The organism is Bacillus sp. FJAT-27251 (genome assembly GCF_001273925.1).
In the GTDB taxonomy this organism is placed as follows: Bacteria; Bacillota; Bacilli; order Bacillales; family Cytobacillaceae; genus Mesobacillus_B.
Map to the genome: position 1 here is coordinate 696,036 of NZ_LIGG01000001.1, position 22,532 is coordinate 718,567.

The window sequence follows — 22,532 nt, forward strand, 5'->3', positions numbered from 1 at the left end:
AGACCCCTACTAATTGCTTTAACCGGAATTTCTCCGCTTATGTATAGGCATGGCGACGGTTCTGCTGCCTCACTTGCCCAGCCATTCTCAAATAGGTCACGGGAACCGTCCCCATGCCACACTTAATCATTACCCAAACATAGTTTATCGTTCTTTAGCATAATTTGATGGTAAGTCCAAAAGTCACTTTATGAATAAAGGAGGAGGTGATACTTGCCTGTCAGAATCCTCAGTGCTTTTCGCAAAGGAAATGGCATTGCAAAGTCACGTCAAAAGATTTCTGAATTTTCAATCATCCAGGAATGCACATTGGCATGAGGAATTGGACGTGAGTTTGCTGCTTCGTTCCATTCTGGCCCGTTCATGCCGAGAGCACAGTAATCACTTAGTAACTTACTAATAAAAAAGGAGTGTTTGCATTGCGTAAAAGATTAATGTCTGAAATGACTTGGATGGAGGTCAGGGATGCCGTAAATGCTGGATGCGGAGTCATCCTGCCCATCGGTGCTACGGAACAGCACGGCCCACATATGCCTCTATGTACTGATGCACTTCTGTCCGAGAGGATGGCACTTGACGTAGCAAAGGAAACAAACATGATCGTGGCCCCTACTGTCTCCTATGGATTCCGTTCGCGTCCCTGTACGGGCGGCGGCCAGAACTTCCCAGGCACAACTTCCTTAAGCGGATCCACTTTGACCGCCATCATTATGGATGTTGTCAAAGAATTTATCAGAACAGGTTTTAGAAAAATAGTCCTCTTCAACTGGCATTTCGAGAATTCCAATTTTATTTATGATGCCGCATACAATGTTTTCGATGATAGAAAAAAAGATTATCCCGATTTAAAATTGCTTATCATCGAATCTCCCTTTAGTGAATTAAAGCCCGAAACAATGGACTATGTGTTTGAAGGACACTTTCCCGGCTGGGGGATTGAGCATGCTTCAATTTTTGAAACATCTGTGATGATGTATGTAGCGCCAGAACTAGTCGATTTTTCAAAGGCAAAGGATGATCAAGCGGAATACTATCCATTTTACGACATGCTCCCTATTCCCAAAAGAATTTCGACCGAAAGCGGCATACTTTGGAAGGCATCTTTGGCAACGAAGGAAAAGGGCGAAATGGTATGGAAAGAGATCAGCCAGAATCTAATAGAGTCTGTAAATATGGAATTTACACGGTGGGAAAAGGAGAATTAGGTAAATCATCGATTACGTGTATAGATGCCCTTGAGACCTTGATGTCGGTGAACCACGCTAGCCCGGCATGAAGGTCTTGCACGCTGGAGGATTTGATGTTTTCTATCCATATGTTGGGGAGGGAAATGAATGATCAATTTTCAACCGAAACCGGAACATGATCTATATAGCGAATCATTGGCTCCAGTAGAGTTTTCCAATAGAAAGATCGGTTCATTTGGGATTGGTGTGATTTGGTTCGGAATCGCGGTGCAGGTGACTAGCTTTTTAGTTATGACCCCTTTGGTACAGTACTATACAATTGGAGAACTTGTCTGGATTAATCTGATTGGCCAGCTGCTCGTATGTTTAGCTTGCTTTGCCACACAAGAGATTGGACTGAAATATGGTGTTTCCTTCGCCACCACGATCACAGCGGTGGCTGGACCGCTGGGAGGGAAGATTGTTGGGCTGGTCCGGGCAATGCCTGCCATTATTTTTGTAGGATTAAACGGTTTTATAGGTGCAACCGCAGTAAACATGTTTATGACCTCTGTGTTTGGATTCAGCAACATGTTTGTTGCCATCATCATTAATGCATCACTGCTTATTTTAGTAACCATAACCGGTGCCAAAGGAATTGAGCGATTTACGACTTTTGCGGCACCGCTGATGATCATTATTGGTTTTATAATGTTTTATGTATTGATGAAAACACATAATGTATCCATGTTTGATATTTGGGACCAGGGCCGGACATCGGGAACAAGCAAAAGCTGGCTTTATGGCTTTGGTGTCTGTTTAGGCGGCTATGCGGCTGTTGCTATGGGATTTAACGATTTTACCAAAGACTGTAAAGTTAAAGGCGGGAACATGAAAAAGGCAGCAAGATCACATTTGCTTTCGTACTGTATTTTGTCTGCGCCTGCTTTTATGTTTTTTACCATGATTGGCATTGTTGCCGTTGTTTTGGTTCCTGGCATGACCGGTGCAGAAGTGCTTCCGTACCTTACGAATCTGGTCGCCGGTGGAAATCAAGCAATCGTCGCCATACTAGCACTGTTTGTCTTCGTCGCACAATTATCAACCAATACGGCCGCAAACCTGTTCCCTTCCGTGTATGTCATTTGCGCGCTTGCCCCTAAAAAGATCAATTTCAAAACAGCTACAGTCATAGTGGGTGTGCTGGCGTTTGCTTTACAGCCGTGGAAATTCGGGCCGATTTTAGATGTGTTCCTAGCTGTATTCGGAGCTGCCGGGGGGCCTGCGCTGGCAATCATAGCCGTAGATTATTATTACTTCAGGAAACGGAAATACAGTCTTGGAGATCTATTTAACAGCAAAGGGAAATACTCCTATTGGCACGGAATCAATCCTGTAGCCTTATCTTGCTATGTAACAGGCATCGTGATTGGTTTATTGTTCCTGGATTATAATTACTTTGTTTCCTTAGCTTCTACATCGCTGCTTTATATGATGGCAGGCAATATATTTGCGAAAAAATTCCCGGTTATGGCTGCCGAAACCGCCGAGGACCTTACAGATTTTACAGTAGATGACAATCTTAAAGTGCCTGTTTAACTTTAGGTAACATCGGTTTAAAGGAAGAGGGCTCTATGCAGGCACGTAATAGTTCTGTCTTCCAGTTTAGGTGGCAAGAGGGAGTTGAGGAACATTGGATGTTTTAGTAGAAAATAAATGGATCATCTTAATTATCCTTGAGATACTGGCATGGGCTTCAATCTTTTTCCTTCTATATGCCAGATATGGCTTAAAATCAGCCTTCTGGTTCAAAGTTGCCACAGTTTTACTTGCAATCACAGGAGTCATCCCCCAAGTACTAATGGGCCTGGTCAATTTTATCTTCACTAAAAAGGTGGATTTATTCACACTGATCATTCTATTACTCATCCTCTATGGTTTTACGATTGGAAAAAAACATATAAAAAATTTGGATGCTTGGGCACAGATAAAATTTTCACAGCAAAAATCCTAAACTGGTCACTCACCTGATCGGGGAGTGACAGTGGACCATTCTCCAGCACAAATCGGACCAAAAAATGCCAGCAGTTTTAGGTTAAACTGCTGGCATCTTTTTGTTAATTCAAGTTAAATCTTTCTTCAAATTCAAAACCCATTTCGAAGTGATTAGATGAATCGGTTAAATTTTTAAAATCAACATAGGTAGCTTCTTTCTTTTTCATTTCGTCTACAAAAGGTGAGTAGGTACGGAAAAACAGTTTTTCTTTCTCTTCGTCAAATTCCACAAGTCTTAGCCAGCCATTTCCCCCGCGATAAACATCCTGGTAATTGACCAGCATTTGAATGACATCGTTTCCGGCCGCATTTTGCTGGACTTGATGTGCAATCCCAAAGTAATGGCCATTCACGGTCATAAACACTTGATTGTGTCCATGGACAAGTTCATTCCAAATAAGCTGACCACTAGCTGACTGGGCCGCAACAGTTTGTTTATTTTCAGCTTCAGGATAGATGATATCATGCGAAACGATAATGGTTGGTTTGTCTTTATGCTGTTCTAGCACATTTTTTGACCATTCCAAGTCCATTTGAAGGTTTTTCATATCAACGATTAGGAATAAGTATTCGTAGCTGCCTGCCTCAACCACGGAATAGGATCCATAGCCCGATGGAGAAGAACCCAGATAATATTCTTTATCTGCAAATCGTTCTGGTCCATAATGGGTTAGGAAAGGATCCCCACTTGCATAATCATGATTTCCCGCCGCCATGATATAAGGAATTTCCTTTTTATCCAAATAGGAAATGGCTTCAAGAGAACGATTCCATTGCACTTCTGAATTGCTATCGACAATGTCTCCAACAAATGCGTTCATCACGATATTATTCTTCTTCGTGTTCTTCGCAATCCAGTTCATTTGGCTGTTAAGGATTTCCGGATTATGGTTGGCGTATTTTTGTGTATCCGGGACAAACAGAAAATTGTAATTATCTTTATCTGTTAAGAATGGAATTTTATCGTTGTTTCCTTCAATCGCTTGGCTATCGCGAGCATCTGGAACAAGCCATTCCTTTTTAGATAAAGCTTCATCGGCAATTCGGATTTGTTGAAGGTTGCCGGCAAATAAGGCGTCCAATTCATTGCCCCATTCAGAAGCACCGATGTTCCAGCCTTTCCCTTCTATGGCTGCCATCCCGATGACTTCCTCCGATTCCCCGTAATCACTCACGCCATTCACACTTAAAGTCGTCGTTTCCCCGTCATTCACAACCGCAAGATGATACCATTCACCGGCATGCAAAGAACGGGACCAGTTCGTTACATTATAATTCAGATTGGATGGATGGCTTGTCCATTGAATTTCCCGATCACTCGAAACCGATAAAGTAGATAGAATCTCTTTCTCGCCTTCCACTTTATTAAGGTCCGCAGCCTGCCCTTGTCTTGTTAAAATCCCCATCCAGCTATGTAAACGGCTATTAAAGTAATCTGGCATTTTAAAAATGGCTTCAACCGTGAACCCATTGCCAAATGTCTCGGTATTGATCGGTGCATCGTCGGTTGTTTTAAAATATCTTCCGGCAGGGGCGTTTTTATAATTGTCGAATTGGATGCTATCAACACCTGCCAGATTATCATAATCCTCTTCCGACCATTGCATGATCGTTTCCAATTCTTCGGACGAAGGATCTCCCACGGTCACCAACTCCAAATCATTGCCATTCTGACTGGCGTCTTCAATGACCAGATTCCCATTGTGGAGCGACCCGCTTTTCACATACTCCTTTGAAAATTTCCAATCTGCCACAATACGGTCATTTACTTTCTGACCTGTAGAACCCTTAGCCTCTGCAGATGCAGCAAAGCCAGGAACCATCATGCAGACCACTGATAAACTTATTATGGTATTTTTTATTCCCACTTCTGCTTCCTCCTAACTGAAATATGTTCACGTTAGAAAGATAGCAATCATTCATTAAATCTCACCAGGAAATAGGTTAACATTCTGTAAATCGCCGTTTTCGGTTCTTTTGGCCCATTCTTCCTATGGTCAAAATAAAAAGACTGTAAGATTCTATAAACTAAAAGAATCTTACAGTCTTTTTTTAGAGTATGGGCACTGCCTACCTTCTCCTTCGCTTGCTATTATGCTCAACCGATAAAGATGCCCATAAAGCCCGGTGCACCATCATTTGCTTTTCCAATAGGATTTCGTCATCTCCTCTGTGGGCAAAGCGAACTTTCTCTCCAGTATTCCCAATCAATCCTACACGGTAGACATTTGACAAGACCTCACCAAGTTTATGCTTTTCAATCAAGGTTTCTACATTGGAATACATTTCCCTGATGTTTTCAACATGCTGCTTAAAGTCATTAAAATAAAAGGGATTCTTTATCMCATAAAAAATCCTCTTAATGCCAGCGATCTCTTCTTCATTATATATGGCCCTTAGCTCTTCAGATAGCTCTGTCCAGCTTTCAGTAGAATAACTTTTCCCAATGTCATCAAACACCTGGTGGGAGAACTTCGTTGAAGACGGGTGCTGTGTTTTTGCCAGATTGAGCAATCTAATCACATCACGTGGCCTATACCAAGTTAAATGAAGGATATAGGTGGAAGCTGACTCCCGTTGTATATACTCCGGAAAATATCGATTCCAAATGGCTTCGTTTGAATCATCCACATTCATATTGTAAAACTTTTCCGAGGCCGCTATCCTTTTTATGATGATTTGCAGAATAGGATGTTTAGACAAGTTTCCGCCAGATTGATGCCAGATCACCGGAGTTCCAAAATCGGAGATGATCTTATTAATCTCTTTTCCTGTAGACTCCACCGCTGTCAGCACTTCTGATCTTATGGCACTGATAAATTTAACGTTAAAGTTTTTCCGCCTGCAAATAACATTGAAACTATGGATGGCGATGATCAAGTCTCGGATTAATCTTTTATCCCTGGCGTATTGCTTTGAAACACCTAAGGTTAGTTCCAGTTCATCCAGGAAAACGAACAACTGCCCATTAGCCGGTGTAAGTCGTTCAAACAAGGTATCTGCCTGTTTGACAATGCTGTTAAACTTGACCTTCGTCTGGCCGCTATCCTCCCAATCAAATTCCAGGCCCAGGGTACCGGATACACCATCTAGCCCGGCATTCACCTCAACATTCCCTCTCTTTAATTTGGGGAATAATTTCTTAATGCCCGACTCCTCATCCCCAAGGTTCGGGGCCTTCACACAGGCAGCATACTTTCGCCATTGTCGATCATCCTCAAACACTTGAATGTTTCGATTTTCTATAATCTCAACGATATGGCGGTGTAAGAACCATCTCCAAACATCTTCATAATCCATGTTATCAATGCCATCAACAGAATTGGAATTGTTGTTGGTGACAACCGTGCTGGCGGCCTTGGAAAAATCCTTCCTGTCCTGCTCCTTGATTTCACTTTTGAATAGAATGAAGGATGTTTCAGCATTTAGTTCATTTTCCGCTTTAATCGCTATAAACCTTAATAGCGCTGTCTTTCCCGTACCCTTCAGACCTGTAACAAAATATTTCTGGCCTTTAAAGTAATCACTTAAGATAATGTTCTCCGGCATAAAAAATGAATCGCTGAACCGAACACGTTCATCCTCAGAATTGCTTAATAACTCATGTTTGGCATCAATATTGCCTAAATAAAGATCCGCAAGCTGCAGTTTAATTTCCACTATCCTTCCCCCGATTTGTCTGTTTGTCATTATGTAAGTTGAAAATTTCGACGGTCTCTATTATAACACTTATATTGTTAAAATTTTCTACTTTCAGTTCAAAAGAATTTAGATAAAAAGACAGAGGAAATCAACTGGCCCACCAAGACCAGCTAATTTTCTCTACCCCCACTTAGAACAAACCACCGTTCACGACTGCTATTGAAAAATAAACGGAGAAATTACGTTTATTTTGGGAAATACCCATATTTCCCGGGATTTAAGGGGAGATTTTCCGCTTATAGTCATCAACTACCTAGATTTTGTTCGAAAAAAAGCGGTTAGTCGGAAAATATCCGCCTATTTCTGCTATTTAGACCCCTGCTAATTGCTTTAACCGGAAATTCTCCGCTTATGTAGAGCAGGGGCGACGGTTCTGCTGCCTCACTTGCCCAGCCATTCTCAAATAGGTCACGGGAACCGTCCCCATGCCTCAACATGCTATAATATTCATAAATACTCGTGTGGGGTGAATCTAGTGGAGGATACATCAGCTTTAAAGAAGAGGATGGCTGGAGAGAAGGCAGTGGAGTTCGTCAAGGATGGAATGGTTATTGGGCTTGGTTCGGGCTCTACGGTTTATTGGTTTTTGAAGAAGCTTGGCGGGTTGGTGAAACAGGGATTGAATATAAAAGGAATTCCTTCCTCCATCCGGACTGAAAACTGGGCGAAGGAGTTCGGCATTCCCCTTACCAATTTTTCAGAGGTTCAGCGTCTGGATTTAGCGGTGGACGGTGCGGATGAAATCGATCCTGATTTTAACCTGATAAAAGGCGGCGGGGGTTCCCTGCTTCGCGAGAAAGTTGTCAATGCGCACAGTGGCAGGTTAATCATCATTGCCGATGAATCAAAAAGAGTGAAGCAACTAGGAGAGTTTCCCCTGCCTATCGAGGTCGTTCCTTTCGGCTGGGAATTGACGGCAGATAAGATTGCTAATCTTGGGGCCGATCCCGTTTTAAGGAAAGAGAACGGCGACGTGTTTGTGACGAATAACAGCAATTACATACTGGACTGTAAGTTCACTTCCATTCCCAATCCGCAGGAACTTCATCATGAACTTAAAATGATGCTGGGAGTTGTGGAGACGGGGCTGTTTATCGGGATGACAGATACCGTAATCGTCGGCCATTCTGATTCAGCAAGTGTTTTTGAAAAGAAGAACATATAGTCAAATAGGGACAGGACAAACCCTCCGCCCAAAGAATGTCCCAAAGATAAAAAAGGAAAAGGGGGCTCCCCTTTTCCTCATTCATGCACTAGGTCTTTTCGGATCGGCGTAAAGATATCAAGGATCACACATTCCTCCAGAACCTTTACCCGGTGCTCGATATTCGAAGGAATATACTGTGTGTCCCCTTCTTTTAAAATCCTGGTTACACCGCCTACTTCAAATTCCACCTGTCCTTTTTCAATAAAACTGATTTGCTCCTCGGGATGCTGGTCCACATCTCCTGCAAAGCCTTCAGCCAATTGGACTTTTACAAGCATCAACGAACCTTCCTTGCTTAAAATCTCTCTTTGTACCATGATGTCTTCCTTTCTCTATCAATTTCTTCATCAGATTAAGTTAAAACAAGCCTGGGTTTATGAGCTTAGGCACATAAAATGCAATGCTCGGGAAGAAGGCTACAAACAGCAGCACCGCCAAAACAATCAGCAAATACGGGATGACAGCGGCAAACGAACGTTCAATGCTCAGGTTTCCAATTTTCGCGGCCAATAATAAGCATAATCCATATGGCGGAGTCACAAGCCCCATCGCCAACGTCATAACCACGATCAATCCCAAATGCACCGGATCAATGCCGAACTGGGTAGCCGTAGGGAAAATCACAGGAACAAACAGGATCATCGCCGGTATGGCATCCATGAATGTACCGATAAACAGGAAGAACAAAATGACAATCAGGATAAACAACCATTCTGAACCAACATTGTTGACAAAGAACTCCTGCGCCTTAACGGACAATTGATAGTAGCTCATCAGCTCCCCTAGTGCGCTTGCAGCAGCAAGGGCGAATAGGGACAGGGAGCTCAGCGCAAGTGTATCAGCCAAGATCTTTGGCAGGTCCGACAGCTTCAAGGTTTTATAAAAGAACATACAAATCAGCAAAGTATAAATGGAGGCAACTGCTGCCGCTTCTGTCGCTGTAAAAAACCCGGTAATGATTCCGCCAATGATAATAATCGGGGTAATGAGTGCAGGCACCGTTTCATACACAAGCTTAAAAAATTGCTTCAACGTGGCTCTTTTTGACCTTGGATAGCCTCTTTTTACGGCCATTATGTAAACGAAAAGCATCATCCCTAAGCCAATGAGAATACCCGGCACAATCCCGCCGAGAAATAAGGCCCCAACAGAAGCATTCGTCAGTCCGGCAAAAATGATCATCGGGATGCTCGGTGGAATGATAACGCCAATGGTCGACGATGCCGCGGTCACACCTACAGCCGTCTCTGTGTCGTAGCCCTGCTTTTTCATATTTGGAATCAGGATTTTCCCAACTCCTGCTGTATCCGCCTGGGCGGCACCCGACACACCTGCAAAGATCATCGACACGAGGATGTTGGCATGAGCCAGCCCCCCTCTGATATGGCCAACAATCGTAAGCGAAAGATCAATCAGTTTTTGCGAAATCTTGCCGTGGTTCATTAAGTTCGCGGCGAGGATGAATAACGGTACCGCCAGCAAAACAAAGGAATTGATCCCGTTCAGCATTTTCATCGGAACCGTTACTTCCGGAATGTATGGGACACTCATGATTCCAAGGAGAGCCACAATTCCAATGACAAAAGCAATCGGAACCCCAATGAACATGAAGATTAAAAACAACGCAACGAGTAGAATGCCTGTCATGTATTAGCTCCCCTTCCCAAAAGCGATCTTACGCTGCCTGCCAAGTGATTGGCGGAATAGAGAGCCATACTTGCTCCCATAATCGGGATGGAAATCCAGACGTATCCCATTTTCATACTCGGGATGGAAGCCCAGTTGTAATTCCAGAAGTTCTGGACAGCGACAATTCCATAGTATAAAAGAGCAATCGAGAACAGCAGGACGATGGAATCAATCACCGTCATCAATGTTGCCTTTGACTTTCCCTCCAGCTTCTGCGACAGGAAATCAAAGCTGAAATGCTCCCTTCTATTGACCATCACAGCGGCACCCATAAAAACCGACCAAATGAATGAATACTTCGCCACTTCCTCCGTCCAAATGATCGCGATTCCCAAATGCCTGGATGCAATCTGGATGAGGATAGCTGCCAAAAATATCGATAAGCTTATAACACCAATTGTCATCTGTATTTTTTCAAGAGCTCTAATCATGCTTATCGCCTTTCCTCCCGTTAAGGACTTGAGGGAGGAATCGTGTGACTTCCTCCCTCATCGTCACTCTATTTTAGTTCTCTGATTTTCTTCAATAATTCTTCCGCGCCCATATCCTTTGCTGCCTTTTCCTGAAGCGGCTCTGCCAATTCAATGAAAGGTGTGCGGTCAATCTCGTTCACTTCTGCTCCATCCGAAATCGCTATTTCCTTATACTCTTCTTCCTGGGCAAAAACAGCTTCCCTCTCAGCTTTCACAGAAGCTTCCGCCGCTTCAAGAATGATATCCTGCTGCTCTTTCGAATAACTATCAAACTTCTTGCCGCTTACCAATAAAAATCTGGTTGTGTAATCATGGCCGGTTTCCGTAATGTATTTTCCGTTCTTCGTCTTATGGTGGTTCTGCTGGATAAAGTACGGATAAGAGTTTTCAGATGAATCTACCACATTTTGCTGGAGAGCCTGATACAATTCTCCCCATGCAATGGAGGTAGGAATGGCGCCTGCCTGCTTCCAGTAATCCGCAATAACGCCTGAAGTCTGGGTCCTGAAAGTCAGTCCCTTCAAATCTTCCATTTTCTCAATTGGTTTCTTTCCATAGTAATGCCTTACACCTGCAGACCAGTAGCCCACGAGCTTGAAGTCATTGTTGGATTTTTCATTGACCAGCTTTGCCACTTCTTCACCGACTTCACCATCCACTGTCTTTTCCCAGTGCTCATAGCTGTCAAAAAGGTATGGCAGAGCCAGCAGGTCAATTTCCTTAATTCCTGTTTGCGTCATAAATCCCGGAGATACCAGGACAACATCCGCGGCACCCAGCTTTAGCTTCTCAACAAGCTCGGATTCCTCTGTTCCAATGGTTCCCGCATGGACTTCAACCTCGATATTGCCATTAGATTTGCTCTCTGCCACTTCCTTGAACTTAAGCAAACCTGTCTGGTACGGATTTTCCGGTGATGTCTGATTATGCGCCGCGACTATTTTAATTTYCCCCCCCGCTTCTTCTCCACCTGCTTCTTCATTGCTGCCGCAGCCTGCCAAAACTGCCGATAAACCTAAAAGAGTGGCAAAAGAAACCGATAACAATTTTTTCATCTTAACTCCCCCAATTTTTTATTTATGATTTTGACGAGCTTCCAAAAGCATCTCGCTGTACTTAAGCGCTTTCTTTTTCAGTGTGATAAAGTCTTCTTCCGTGTTCAGCTGCTTCGGGTTGACCAGGTTGCTTCCAATCCCCACTGCCCTGGCACCACCTTCAAGATAATCCTTCATATTTTCATGATTGATGCCACCAGTCACCATCAATGGAATATGCGGGAAAGGTCCATGGATATTTTTGATATAGCCCGGCCCGAAGGCATTTGCCGGAAAAACCTTGATCATATCGGCCCCGTGCTCATAGGCAGTCAAAATCTCGGTCGGTGTCAAAGCGCCCGGGATGCTTGCTATTCCGTAACGCTTCGTCATCTTGATTGTTTCGGTGTTAAGCGACGGAGAAACGATAAATTGGCTGCCGGCCAAAATGGCTGCCCTCGCTGTCTCGGGATCCAAAATCGTCCCGGCACCGACAAGCACCTTGCTCCCAAGCTCTGCGCGGACTTTTTCAATCAGGGCCATGACTCCCGGAGTCTCGGCGGTCACTTCCAATACCTTCACTCCGCCTTCATGCAGGGCATGGGCAATTGGCACAATGTTGTCTGCAGTGGCTTCACGGATGACAGCCACAACGACATGTTCCTTAATAAATTCTAAAGCTTCCAGTTCCATCACTTCCTTTCCCATTTATTCCAGATTGGTATGCCTTTTTTTCATTTCTTCATATACATCATCCTGATTCCCTGTCTGCAAAGTGCCAATGATAATGGCATCAAGCACAAGATGCACGGACTGGTCGAACTGATTGCCGAGCGGCTGGATCGTAATTGGTTCTCCAGGCCTGCGGTATTTGGTCGCAGCCGGAATGACGAGGATTCCGTCGCAGATGGAAGCTATTTTCGACTCCCTGTTTGTTGTTACCAGGAACACTTTGGCACCAATCTTCTTGGCCTTGGCTGCGAATTCGAGGATTCCTCCGGTGGAACCGGAACCCGAGATGGCAACCAGCAGGTCATCAGCCTTGATGCTTGGCGTGACGGTCTCCCCAATGACATGCACCGGAAAACCCCCATGCATCAGCCGCATGGCGAATGCTTTTCCCATTAAACCCGAGCGCCCTTCTCCATACACGAAAATCCGCTTTGCTTCCCGAAGGTGGGTGGATAGATGGATGGCCTCATCTTCATCAATCCATGAAAGAACGGCACTAATTTCATTCGCAACTGTGTTTATGATTGATTTCATTCTTTCAACAATCCTTTCATGGCAGCCGCCGCTTCATATGGGTTTTCAGCCTTTGTGATCGCGCTGCCCACAATGATCGTATCGGGGTTTTTTTGAATAATATCTGCCAGGGTGTCCAGCCTGATTCCTCCGGCCACTGCTACCTCAAGGCCGGGAATCCCTTTTGTAAGAGAGAAGATGTCCGTATCCATCTCCCCTGCCACCTGCATATCCTTGCCAAAGTGCAGGCTGACCAGGTCTGCCCCCAAAGCTTTCAATTCGATAATCCGGTTTCGGTCTGTTACCCCCAGCAGGTCAATCATGATGCGCTTCCCGAAACCCTCCGCTGCCTTAAGGGTTTCTGTGATGGTTTGATCGGCAGAGAATGCCATCACGGTGGTAATGTCGGCACCTGCTTCAAAAGCCTGGGAAGCCTCATGCTTGCCTGCATCACAGGTTTTCATATCAGCAACAATCGTCTTGTGCGGGTACTTCTTCCTGATCTCGCGAATGATGCTCATGCCGTACTCCTTGATGACACCGGTGCCAACCTCAATCCAATCCACAAATTCCCCTGTTTCTTTTAAAATATGAAAGCATTCTTCCCTCGTCAGTCGGTCAAGGGCAAGTTGAAGATTCATATTCTCACCTTATCTTTCTATGAATTCTCTTTCTCCCAATTGAACAAGTACATCTTCCAGGTACGGAAGTCCTTCATTGTCTCCCGCAACGCTGACAACCATCGAACCGATCGCATTCGCGAAGCTCAAAATCCTTTCAAGAGGCCACTCGTTTAGTAATCCATAGATAAATCCAGCATCGAATCCATCCCCGGCCCCGACCGTATCTACGACTTTTTTCGCCTTGAGGGCAGGTGCCTCCGCATATTGGCCTTTATGAAAGCCAACCGAGCCATTCTCCCCCTGCTTTATGGCGATATGGGAAATTCCAAATGCCCGGCTTTGTTCGATGATTCCTTTTGGATCGCTCGTACCAAGCAATAATTCAGCCTCTTCTTCCCCCGTTAAAAAGATATCCACTTGGGGGAGAAGCTCTCTCAATACGGATTTGGCCTCCTCTTTGCTCCACAGCTTCAGCCTGATATTAGGATCGAAAGAGACAAGCACTCGATGCTTTTTGGCCAGTGAGACCGCATGTTTTATCAGATTGATATTCTTCTCTTTGTCAACTGCCGGAAAAACTCCCGTGATATGTAGAACCCTTGCGTTTTTAATATAATTTTCATCGATGCTCTCGATGGTCAAAGCGGTCGTGGGAGAATTGTTTCGGTAGTAAAAAGTCCTTGTGCTGCCATCTCCCATGATTTCCTTGAAGTTCAAGGAAGTAGGGTATCCGTCTACAAGCTTTACCTGGGAAACATCAATTCCCTCACCACGAACCATGTTAAAAATATGCCGTCCAAATTCATCATTTCCTAGCCTGCTAATCCATCCAGCCTTCAGACCCAGACGGGCGCATCCGATGGCCACATTCAATTCAGCTCCGCCAATTTTCCTTTCAAAGGAGGAAACAAACCGCATGGGCCCGGTTGATGACGGATTAAAAGTGATCATGGAATCGCCGATTGTTATGATATCTCTCATTGTTTTACACCCCTTTCGTCTTTTAGCAAGATTCTCTTACAATAAGTGTTGGCTCAAACCTGTAGACCATTTGTTCTCCAGGCACCTCTTTTTTCTGGATTTTGTTCAATAAAAGCTCAGCCGCTTTATTGCCGATCTCAAAAGCTGGCTGGGCAACAATGGTCAGCCCCGGCTCGTAAAAGCTGGCAAACGAGACATCATCAATGCCGATAACCGCGAGATCCTCCGGAATTCGCAGCTGGTTCTCTTTTACATACTTGAGAATCTCGATCAAGGTCAGATCGTTTCCGGCAAGTATGGCCCTTGGAGGATTTTCCATCGAAAGCATCTCCCCGAGTCCTTCCCGGACCTTGCTGACTTCCAGGCTCCTAATATACTCTCCCTTAATGGGGATGCCATTTGCCTGAAGGGTATTTTTATAGCCGTTCAGCCTCTCCAGCCTCGGTGTTACATTTCGAATCACATTCGTAATTAAGCCAATTTCCTTGTATCCTTTGTTGATAAAATGCTGAATGGCAAGCTCCGCTGCTTTTTCGTTATCAAGCAGGACAGATGGAATGGGAACATCCTTTACTGTACGGTCTACGAACACAATCGGATATTTCTCTTTGATCATGTCCTTATAAAGGTCTGCATTATCACCGGTTGGAACCAATATGATCCCGTCCACCTGCTTTGCCCGCAGCATTTCAATGTATTTGCGCTCTTTCACAGGATCATCATCCGCGTTGCATACGATCGTGTGAAAATCATGCTCGTGGCACATGTCCTCGATGGACCTGATGGCTTGAGTGGAAAAGGTGTGCAAAATATTGGCCACAATCACCCCTATGGTCGTTGTGGTCTTTTGCTTCAGGCTTCGCGCCACAATATTGGGCCGGTAGCCAAGTTCATGAATGGCTTCCTCTATCCGCTTTTTCGTCTCCTCTCTCATATAATCAAATCGTTTATTGAGATACTGCGAGACGGTACTTTTTGAAACGCCCGCATGAAGAGCTACATCCGCTATCGTTACTTTTTTCATAAAATCTACTCCAAGTGACTTGGTAAATCGGTTTACTAAACCGGTTTACTAAATCGATTTATCATCATTATAAAAGATATGTAAGCGCTTTTCAATAGGTATTTTTAAAAATAAAGCAGGTAGTGCATGGGGACGGTTCTGCTGCTTCATTTAGTGGTCTAATAGAGCGCCAGAACCGTCCCCATACTTGAGATTTTACTGCGCTTATGAAAATAACCGGAGAAATTCCGCTTAAACTGGGAAATACCATCATTTCCCGGAATTTAAGGGGAGTTTTTCCGCTTATCTTCATCAAATCCCTAGATTTTGTCCTAAATAAACCAGGTAAACGGAAAATGTCCGCTTATTTTGGCTTCTTCCCCCCCTGTTTTATGCCTTAACCGGAATTTCTCCGCTTATGAATTCCTTGCATAGACCAGGGGGACGGTTCTCCTGCCTCACTGCTGCACCCGAACAGAAAAAAAGTGAGGCAAGGAGAACCGTCCCCTTGCCTCATTCCCAAAATAGATCATCGAGTGTTTTGTTTAATGCTTTGCATATCGAGATGCATAGGTTTAATGTCGGGTTGTACTTCCCTGCTTCAATCAGTCCAATGGTTTGCCTGGTGACTCCCACTTTTTTAGCCAGTTCTTCCTGAGATAGGTCATGTTCTATACGGGCCATCTTCATTCGTTTATTTTTCATACGCTTCCCTAGCCTTCACGATCGTCCAAGCTTTTTTGATTCATTTGTTCACTTTTCCTTTTAGCGGCTGAATGGATCATTGCATGAACTCCACCAAACAAAGGAACATAAATGATAAACGAGACAAAAAACACAAGAAGGAAATAGGATATGGCCTGCTGCGGACTATCCGCGTAATTGACGGCACTGTTTGTGGCAAAAATCAGCGCAAGTACCACCCCTAACGCAATCCCCCCTATCAGATTCTTTTTGCTCATTTTCACCTTGCTGGTCTGATCATGCAGTTCTACCTCATCGGAATAGATGCCGAGATACGTTATTCTCACACTGTAGTAAAGGGAAGACACAAGAATGACGATCCATTCAAATAGGACAACCTTGAGAGACATCTCAATGGTGATATACTTCACAGCAATTGAAATAAACGACAGCACCATAATAAGGATATAAACTTCTTTATAAATCTTGTTTTTAATGTTTTCCACACGCTCATCTTTATGCTTTCTATTCCAGAAACCCATCATCCCACCTCCAATATTTGTAATTTTATTATACAACATAAGCGTCATAATGCAATATATAATTTACAAAATGTCATTTATAATTTGATGAGCGGGAATGAAGGCTGAAACATTTAGGAAGCATAAGCGTCGAGGCCCACTGCTATAGCCTGAGTACTTTTATTGTCCAGATTCCTTATTATATTTGCCTTTTTCGCACTTCTATTTGCCGTTCACGCACTTCTATTTGCTGTTTCTCCACTCCTATTTGCCGGTTTTCGAATCCAATTTGCCGGTTTCCCTTTTCTATTTGCCAGGACCCCTTTCTATTGTCCAGATTCCTTGTTTTATTTGCCGTTTCCTCACTTCTATTTGCCACTTTTCGAATTCTATTCGCCAATTTCCTTTTTCTATTTGCCAGGACCCCTTTTTATTGTCCAGATTCCTTGTTCAATTTGCCGTTCAGGCACTTCTAATTTCCGTTTTTCGAGTTCTATTTGCCACTTTTCGAATTCTATTCGCCAATTCCTCATTCCGATTTGCATTTCCTATTTGCCAGGACTATTTCTATTGTCCGAATCCCTTGTTCTATTTGCCGTTCACGCACTTATATTTGCTGATTTTCCAGTTCTATTTGCCCGAATCCCCACCCCCTCTGGAAAAGAAAAAACGAAACAAAAAACGCACAGCTTTTAACATCTGTGCGCTGATATTGCCTCTGATTCATTTAATCGTAAATTATATTTCCTTTAACATGATACTTTGTTTTGCCTATTTTAATAGAAACCCTCTGGTCACTAAAACTCATGGAATAATCACTTGGCTGTTCCCAATAATAATTGCCTTGTTGGGTTTCGATGATGAAATACCGAGTCAATATATTTGAGGGACCCTCCGCGTGAAAAGTACCTTCAATTTCAATAGTGAATTCATTTTTTCCCGAATGCTGAATATCAACACCTTCGACTGCATGCCTACCCTTTTCCTTCGCCTCATGGATCAATACAGAAAAATCCGAAGCCTTATAAACATTTTGCAAGGCAGCGGACACATAGCGTTCATCCAATTCCTCCGACATAGCCTTTAATTCCTCTAACCGCTCAACCTCTTGTTCTGTCAGGATTGGGTCAACTCTGAATAATTTATTGTAAAAAGTTTGATGCCCAGTCAGATCATAATAATCGCTCCAAAACCCTGCGCCCTCTTGGCTGACTTCCCGGATTTTCTCTTCAGCCGGTTCTTCCAAAAAACCGTTGACGGCCATCTCATATTGATTAAAACTCGCAAGCGCGTCCTGAAAAGTAACATTTGTGTTATTTGCCCTTCCCTGTATAAGGAATATAAGCAACAATGAAACAATAAATAAACTAAATTTCTTTAAGAACCCCTTCATCTTTCTCCTCCGACCGCTCCCTATTAAAATTGCTTCCAACCAATTTCACTTTTTTACTAACGGCTCCCACCACCACATATTAGCCGAATACCACTGGATGGTTTGCTTAAGTCCTGTTTCGAAATTGTACTCCTGTTTCCAGCCCAATCCCTCCAGTCTGGAAGCGTCAATCGCGTAGCGCCGGTCATGGCCTGGCCGGTCGGACACGAACTCAATCAGTTCCTCCGATTTACCAAGAGACTGAATAATCGACTTCACCACTTCAAGATTCGTCCGTTCATGATGTCCGCCGACATTGTAGACTTCCCCGATGATACCCTTATGCAACACAAGGTCGATCGCTGCACAATGGTCACGCACATGAAGCCAGTCCCGCACATTCCTGCCATCCCCGTAGACCGGCACCTTTTCCCCGTTCATTGCCTTTGTGATGGCCAAGGGAATCAGCTTTTCCGGAAACTGAAAGGGTCCGTAATTGTTGGAGCAGCGGAGGATGTTCACCGGGAGTCCATACGTCTCATGATAAGCGCGCGCCATCAGGTCGGCCGATGCCTTGCTGGCACTGTAAGGGCTATTGGGCTTCAGCGGCGACTCTTCGGTGAAAAATGTTTCCGGGTCAAAATCCAGGTCCCCGTACACTTCATCCGTCGAAACCTGCACAAACTTAGCAACGCCAATTTTCAATGCAGCATCCAGCAAAACCTGCGTACCCAATACATTCGTTCGTACAAAAACACCCGGATCCACAATGGAGCGGTCCACATGGCTCTCGGCAGCAAAGTGGATAACATAATCAAACTCTTCCTTCTCAAATAGAGAAAGCATCATGGTGCGATCGCCGATTTCGCCCTGGATGAAATGATAGCGTGTGTTTCCCTCCAGCCCTCGATGCTTCGCCAAGTCTCCCGCATAGGTCAAGGCATCCAGGTTATAAATTTCATAATCCGGATACCTTTCCATCATATAATGAATGAAATTCCCGCCGATAAAACCGGCACCGCCTGTGACAAGAAGCTTCTTTTTCAAACGACTCACCTCTGCCAATAACTATACCACGAAGCAGGGGACGGTTCCGCTGCCTCACTTTCAGTAAGCAAATAGATTACGAGAACCGTTCCCATGCTTCATTACTGCGCTTATGAAAATAAACGGAAAAATTCCGTTTAAACGGGGAAATACCTATATTTCCCGTAATTTAAGGGGAGTTTTTCCGTCTATATTCATCAATTCCGTGGATTTAGCCCTAAAAAAAGCAGTTAATCGGAAAATATCCGCCTATTTCCGCTATTTAGACCCCTGTTAAATGCCTTAACCGGAATTTCTCCGCTTATGTAGAGCATGGGGACGATTCTGCCGCCTCACCATCAATGGCCGAATAGATCGCCAGAACCGTCCCCTTGCTTCACCATGATTCACCATCCTTTGACAGCAATCCAGGCCTTGCCCAACACGCGAAAACTTTAAGGATTCACGTTTTTAAAATTAACTTCAATCCCACTCTTCACCAAGGTTGATCTATCAAGGCGACTTTAATCAAACGTTTGATTAGTATGGCATAATGATGCTTTTTTCGCTGCTTTCCATTTTTCGACACGTTCTATCAAAAATGATACGCATATGCGTTCCACTTGGTTATTCTAAAGACACCATATGGTCCAACCCGGAACCCATCTTCAGAACCTGCAGCCAACAAAGAAACACTATCATCCTATGCATCAGGCTCCGAAATAAAAGAGAAAAAGCCCCCTCCATACCTTTGGAGGAAGCCTTCCCATTTATCCGAAGTAGCAGAACCGCCCCTACTTCTCTATGGAGTCATAAACGATGTCACTGATTTCCTTACTTAATGGACCTGTGCTGCGGTAAGAACCGCTAGGAGTGGTTCCCATGTTTTGTTTGTTGGTTAAGATAATGATTTGCAATTGATGTTCTGGATCAAAGATGATTTGGGTTCCAGTGAATCCTGTATGTCCAAAGGCAGATGGACTCTTTTTATTCCCCATATACCAGGTTGTGTTGAGTTCCCATCCATACCCATGGGTATATCTTTGCGGACTCGTAAACTCTTTCACAACGGTGCTGTCATATATTCTGTCCAACCCGTATCCACCGCCATTGAGCATGGTTTGGCCCAGGACAGACAGATCTCTGGCTGTAGAAAACAGACCAGCATGGCCGGCAATTCCCCCGTTCGCGTAGTAACTATTCCCATCGTTCACTTCGCCAATAAGCGTATAATCTCTCCAGCCATCAAATGCATCGAGATTAACGTCCACATTATATCCAAAGTTAGGGTCATGAACCATTTTATGCTCGTATGGGTTTCCCCATGAGGTAGCAGCCATTCTATTCTTCAGGTGAGCTGACGGGACAAATTGAGTATCTCCCATATTCAAAGTTTCATAGATTTGCTCATCAAGGTAGTCATTGAGTTTCATCCCAGTCACTTCTTCAATCACAAAACCTAGCATCATAAAACTAAAGTCACTGTACTTGCGGCTTGTTCCAGTTTCATATTCCAAAGGTAAATCGTTGATGTACTCCAAGACACCCTTCGAATTGTCTGTAAAATAATAAGTAGGTGTCCAAGGTGTCAAACCAGATGTATGGGTTAATAAATCCTCGATTGTTACAGATTCTTTGCCGTTGTTAGCAAATTCAGGAATGATATCGGAAACCTTGTCGGTAACACGGAGCTTCCCTTCACTGACCAGCTTCATAATCCCTTGAGTGGTCGCCATTACCTTTGTTACCGAAGCTAAGTCAAAGATTGTGTTTGTCTCCATGGCTACTGGTCTATCAAGCAAGTTGCCCATATCATATTTCTGGGCAAACCCATAGCTCGACTCCTTTACAACGACACCATCCTTGGCAACCAAAACAACTGCACCCGGGATGACTCCATTATCCATGGCTTGCTCCACGACCTGGTCGATATCTTCCAGCCTTTCCGATGACAGACCGACTTCATCTGCTTTTCCATCTTTCAAGGTTAAATATGGGATGACCACTGCGGGGCTTTGCGCATTGTTTTTTTGTTCCACTTTAATCTCATTCAGCCCCTGGTTAACATGGGTGCCAACATTTATTTCGACAACATCGGATTTCCTTAACTGCTCAGGCCTAATAATCACTTCTTCCCCATTAATCTGTATCTCAAGATTGTTTTTAATGGTTTTTCCTCTGCTTTTTAAAACCAATTCCCCTTGATTTTCATGCCCATAAAAGTGTCCGGTAAATGTGTCACCCTTGCCCTCCAATTCGATTTCAACCTGCCCGCTCAGCTCAGGAACATCTCCCGTATTCGCTTGAGCCATCGTACCAGAAGCAAATAAAGGAACCACTGCCAAACAAAGCACAGCAAGAATCATGAAGCTTTTTCTGAACAAGTAATCTCCTCCTAAAATAGTTTTAGTACTCATCTTCCTTCCAGGCATGCAGCTGCTTTCCTTGCAATAAACTTGTTCTACTACTCATCTCCATTCAGCATGCAGCCGCTTTCCTTGCAATATACTAGTTCTTCTATCCAGCATGCCGCTGCTTCCCTTACGAAATTAATTTTTTACTTCAAGATATCCTCTAAAAAGCTTTCGCCGTATTCCGGCAAGGGGATTCCCATATATTGGGCGAGCGTGGCAGATAGGTCTGCCATCGTGGCCCGGGTTCCTATCGATACTGGGGCCACTTTTTGGCCAACGACCAATACTGGGGTCTGTTCACGGGTGTGATTGGAATGCCCAATGGTCGGGTCGTTCCCATGATCGGCCGTTATAATCAGAAGGTCCTCTTCGGCCATTTCGCTGATAAAAGAGGCAATGAATTGATCAGCGGTTTCAAGGACTTCCTTATACCAGCGGCAATCTTCCTTATGGCCAGCCAAGTCCGTTTCCTGGACATTCACCAGGAAAATAGAGTCTTCTTTGCTGGCATGATACACTTTTCTGTAGGCTTCCAGCACTTCGCTTGTATTGACCACTGGATCCTTATAGCCGCTTGCCTGGATGACATCTGCGGTCTTCCCGATTCGATAGACAGGGAGGCCATGCATCTCTGCCATATAAGCAAATTGCCTTTCAAAATCGACTCCATATCCTAAATGAAGAACCTGATAGCCTTCTCCATAAACATTGGCCTTTGGGCTATCCACACCCCATTGACCTGTGTGTTTTTCTTTTACCGCGGATAAAATCATATCTAAATTCGTCTTTTCGGCATTGCCATAAATAATCACCCTGCTGGTATCCACACAGCTTCTGACAACCTTTCCTATTTGGACCACATCTTCAAATGGAAGACGGGTGAAATCCCCGACAACATTGATGATGTTTCCTGCTCCTGATTCCAGGTTATCTCCAATGACCACAGCCTGATTCACCAGCAGGACGGGAGAGTTTGGCACGGGATACGCAACTTCATACCCTGCCTTTTCCAGCTCCTGCTTCACCGTTGGCCCCACATCTATCATCAGCCTTTTATTTGGCACATGTGGCTTGCTTCCCATCAATTCCTGATGGCCCATATACGTATCTGCACCCGCATGGGCCAGGTTGCTTTTACCATAGGCAGCAGCAGGAGCCCCAATCTGGTCGGCAAGCTGGTTCAATCCTAGGTTATACAGCGTTGGAATGTGCAGGTCGACTTCTTCTCTCAAATGCTTGTACGTATTGGCACCCACATCCTCCGGCTTTACCGAAATGCAATCATCCATCGCGCCGATTCCAAATCCATCTAAAATGAGCAAGGTCACCTTTTTCAC

Annotated in this window: 21 protein-coding genes; 4 read left to right on the plus strand and 17 right to left on the minus strand. The window is 44.3% G+C overall.

The genetic code is table 11. The features are described from left to right. Positions 1 to 419 precede the first annotated feature (419 nt). From ADU22_RS03325 to ADU22_RS03335, 3 genes are all read left to right on the plus strand, one after another. Positions 420 to 1,205, plus strand: a complete 786-nt coding sequence (locus ADU22_RS03325; protein WP_053360899.1) for a creatininase — start codon at positions 420 to 422, stop codon at positions 1,203 to 1,205. Positions 1,206 to 1,334: 129 nt separating this feature from the next. Next, entirely contained in the window at positions 1,335 to 2,765 is a 1,431-nt protein-coding gene (locus ADU22_RS03330) for a cytosine permease (RefSeq protein WP_053360900.1), read from the plus strand. 94 nt (positions 2,766 to 2,859) lie between these two features. Beyond that, a complete protein-coding gene (locus tag ADU22_RS03335) occupies positions 2,860 to 3,180 on the plus strand; it encodes a hypothetical protein (RefSeq protein WP_053360901.1) in 321 nt (106 codons plus the stop codon). A gap of 103 nt (positions 3,181 to 3,283) precedes the next feature. On the opposite strand, the gene ADU22_RS03340 is transcribed toward ADU22_RS03335, so the two are convergent. Both ADU22_RS03340 and ADU22_RS03345 read right to left on the minus strand, forming a co-directional pair. After that, entirely contained in the window at positions 3,284 to 5,089 is a 1,806-nt protein-coding gene (locus ADU22_RS03340; RefSeq protein WP_231687838.1) for a laminin G domain-containing metallophosphoesterase family protein, read from the minus strand. A 202-nt stretch (positions 5,090 to 5,291) separates the two neighbouring features. Beyond that, on the minus strand, positions 5,292 to 6,881 hold the full coding sequence (locus ADU22_RS03345) for a P-loop ATPase, Sll1717 family (protein ID WP_053360902.1): 1,590 nt from the start codon (positions 6,879 to 6,881) through the stop codon (positions 5,292 to 5,294). 517 nt (positions 6,882 to 7,398) lie between these two features. Here ADU22_RS03345 and rpiA point away from each other — a divergent pair. Further along, positions 7,399 to 8,088 carry a ribose-5-phosphate isomerase RpiA gene (rpiA, locus tag ADU22_RS03350; RefSeq protein ID WP_353611376.1) on the plus strand — a complete coding sequence of 230 codons (690 nt, stop codon included), beginning with the start codon at positions 7,399 to 7,401 and terminating at the stop codon, positions 8,086 to 8,088. 77 nt (positions 8,089 to 8,165) lie between these two features. Here rpiA and ADU22_RS03355 read toward each other — a convergent pair whose 3' ends face one another. The 15 genes from ADU22_RS03355 to ADU22_RS03430 form a co-directional block, all read right to left on the minus strand. Beyond that, a complete protein-coding gene (locus tag ADU22_RS03355) occupies positions 8,166 to 8,447 on the minus strand; it encodes a cupin domain-containing protein (RefSeq protein ID WP_053360903.1) in 282 nt (93 codons plus the stop codon). A 40-nt stretch (positions 8,448 to 8,487) separates the two neighbouring features. Continuing rightward, positions 8,488 to 9,777 (minus strand): TRAP transporter large permease, encoded by a 1,290-nt coding sequence (locus ADU22_RS03360; RefSeq protein ID WP_053360904.1) that lies wholly within the window; start codon positions 9,775 to 9,777, stop codon positions 8,488 to 8,490. Beyond that, a complete protein-coding gene (locus ADU22_RS03365; protein ID WP_053360905.1) occupies positions 9,774 to 10,250 on the minus strand; it encodes a TRAP transporter small permease in 477 nt (158 codons plus the stop codon). Before ADU22_RS03365 ends, ADU22_RS03360 begins: the two co-directional genes overlap by 4 nt. A 68-nt stretch (positions 10,251 to 10,318) precedes the next feature. Next, on the minus strand, positions 10,319 to 11,347 hold the full coding sequence (locus tag ADU22_RS03370; RefSeq protein ID WP_053360906.1) for a TRAP transporter substrate-binding protein: 1,029 nt from the start codon (positions 11,345 to 11,347) through the stop codon (positions 10,319 to 10,321). 18 nt (positions 11,348 to 11,365) lie between these two features. Beyond that, the gene (locus ADU22_RS03375) at positions 11,366 to 12,019 is read right to left on the minus strand and encodes a bifunctional 4-hydroxy-2-oxoglutarate aldolase/2-dehydro-3-deoxy-phosphogluconate aldolase (RefSeq protein WP_053364451.1); all 654 of its coding nucleotides are present in this window, start codon (positions 12,017 to 12,019) and stop codon (positions 11,366 to 11,368) included. Positions 12,020 to 12,034: 15 nt separating this feature from the next. Further along, complete coding sequence (hxlB, locus tag ADU22_RS03380) at positions 12,035 to 12,592, minus strand: 6-phospho-3-hexuloisomerase (protein WP_053360907.1); 558 nt, start codon at positions 12,590 to 12,592, stop codon at positions 12,035 to 12,037. Next, positions 12,589 to 13,212, minus strand: coding sequence for a 3-hexulose-6-phosphate synthase (hxlA, locus tag ADU22_RS03385; protein WP_053360908.1), 624 nt, complete (start codon positions 13,210 to 13,212; stop codon positions 12,589 to 12,591). The genes hxlB and hxlA overlap by 4 nt, the downstream gene beginning before the upstream one ends. A 9-nt stretch (positions 13,213 to 13,221) precedes the next feature. Beyond that, a complete protein-coding gene (locus ADU22_RS03390) occupies positions 13,222 to 14,175 on the minus strand; it encodes a sugar kinase (RefSeq protein ID WP_053360909.1) in 954 nt (317 codons plus the stop codon). 22 nt (positions 14,176 to 14,197) lie between these two features. Next, the gene (locus ADU22_RS03395) at positions 14,198 to 15,199 is read right to left on the minus strand and encodes a LacI family DNA-binding transcriptional regulator (protein ID WP_053360910.1); all 1,002 of its coding nucleotides are present in this window, start codon (positions 15,197 to 15,199) and stop codon (positions 14,198 to 14,200) included. A gap of 492 nt (positions 15,200 to 15,691) precedes the next feature. Next, the gene (locus ADU22_RS03400) at positions 15,692 to 15,883 is read right to left on the minus strand and encodes a helix-turn-helix transcriptional regulator (RefSeq protein ID WP_046522872.1); all 192 of its coding nucleotides are present in this window, start codon (positions 15,881 to 15,883) and stop codon (positions 15,692 to 15,694) included. Between the two features lie 8 nt (positions 15,884 to 15,891). Beyond that, on the minus strand, positions 15,892 to 16,404 hold the full coding sequence (locus tag ADU22_RS03405; protein ID WP_053360911.1) for a DUF6773 family protein: 513 nt from the start codon (positions 16,402 to 16,404) through the stop codon (positions 15,892 to 15,894). Positions 16,405 to 17,110: 706 nt separating this feature from the next. Beyond that, positions 17,111 to 17,815, minus strand: coding sequence for a hypothetical protein (locus tag ADU22_RS03415; RefSeq protein WP_156324307.1), 705 nt, complete (start codon positions 17,813 to 17,815; stop codon positions 17,111 to 17,113). 6 nt (positions 17,816 to 17,821) lie between these two features. Continuing rightward, positions 17,822 to 18,802: a dTDP-glucose 4,6-dehydratase gene (gene rfbB / locus ADU22_RS03420; RefSeq protein ID WP_053360914.1), complete on the minus strand. Its 981-nt coding sequence runs from the start codon at positions 18,800 to 18,802 to the stop codon at positions 17,822 to 17,824. Positions 18,803 to 19,575: 773 nt separating this feature from the next. Beyond that, on the minus strand, positions 19,576 to 21,165 hold the full coding sequence (locus tag ADU22_RS03425) for a serine hydrolase (protein WP_231687839.1): 1,590 nt from the start codon (positions 21,163 to 21,165) through the stop codon (positions 19,576 to 19,578). Between the two features lie 173 nt (positions 21,166 to 21,338). Continuing rightward, positions 21,339 to 22,532 (minus strand): phosphopentomutase, encoded by a 1,194-nt coding sequence (locus ADU22_RS03430; protein ID WP_053360915.1) that lies wholly within the window; start codon positions 22,530 to 22,532, stop codon positions 21,339 to 21,341.

Bases quoted from the DNA above. Each gene is read 5' to 3' on its own strand.
- ADU22_RS03330 (WP_053360900.1), top strand. From the start codon at position 1,335: ATGATCAATTTTCAACCGAAACCGGAACATGATCTATATAGCGAATCA.
- ADU22_RS03355 (WP_053360903.1), bottom strand. From the start codon at position 8,447: ATGGTACAAAGAGAGATTTTAAGCAAGGAAGGTTCGTTGATGCTTGTA.
- ADU22_RS03360 (WP_053360904.1), bottom strand. From the start codon at position 9,777: ATGACAGGCATTCTACTCGTTGCGTTGTTTTTAATCTTCATGTTCATT.
- ADU22_RS03365 (WP_053360905.1), bottom strand. From the start codon at position 10,250: ATGATTAGAGCTCTTGAAAAAATACAGATGACAATTGGTGTTATAAGC.
- ADU22_RS03375 (WP_053364451.1), bottom strand. From the start codon at position 12,019: ATGGAACTGGAAGCTTTAGAATTTATTAAGGAACATGTCGTTGTGGCT.
- hxlB (WP_053360907.1), bottom strand. From the start codon at position 12,592: ATGAAATCAATCATAAACACAGTTGCGAATGAAATTAGTGCCGTTCTT.
- hxlA (WP_053360908.1), bottom strand. From the start codon at position 13,212: ATGAATCTTCAACTTGCCCTTGACCGACTGACGAGGGAAGAATGCTTT.
- ADU22_RS03390 (WP_053360909.1), bottom strand. From the start codon at position 14,175: ATGAGAGATATCATAACAATCGGCGATTCCATGATCACTTTTAATCCG.
- ADU22_RS03395 (WP_053360910.1), bottom strand. From the start codon at position 15,199: ATGAAAAAAGTAACGATAGCGGATGTAGCTCTTCATGCGGGCGTTTCA.
- ADU22_RS03400 (WP_046522872.1), bottom strand. From the start codon at position 15,883: ATGAAAAATAAACGAATGAAGATGGCCCGTATAGAACATGACCTATCT.
- ADU22_RS03405 (WP_053360911.1), bottom strand. From the start codon at position 16,404: ATGGGTTTCTGGAATAGAAAGCATAAAGATGAGCGTGTGGAAAACATT.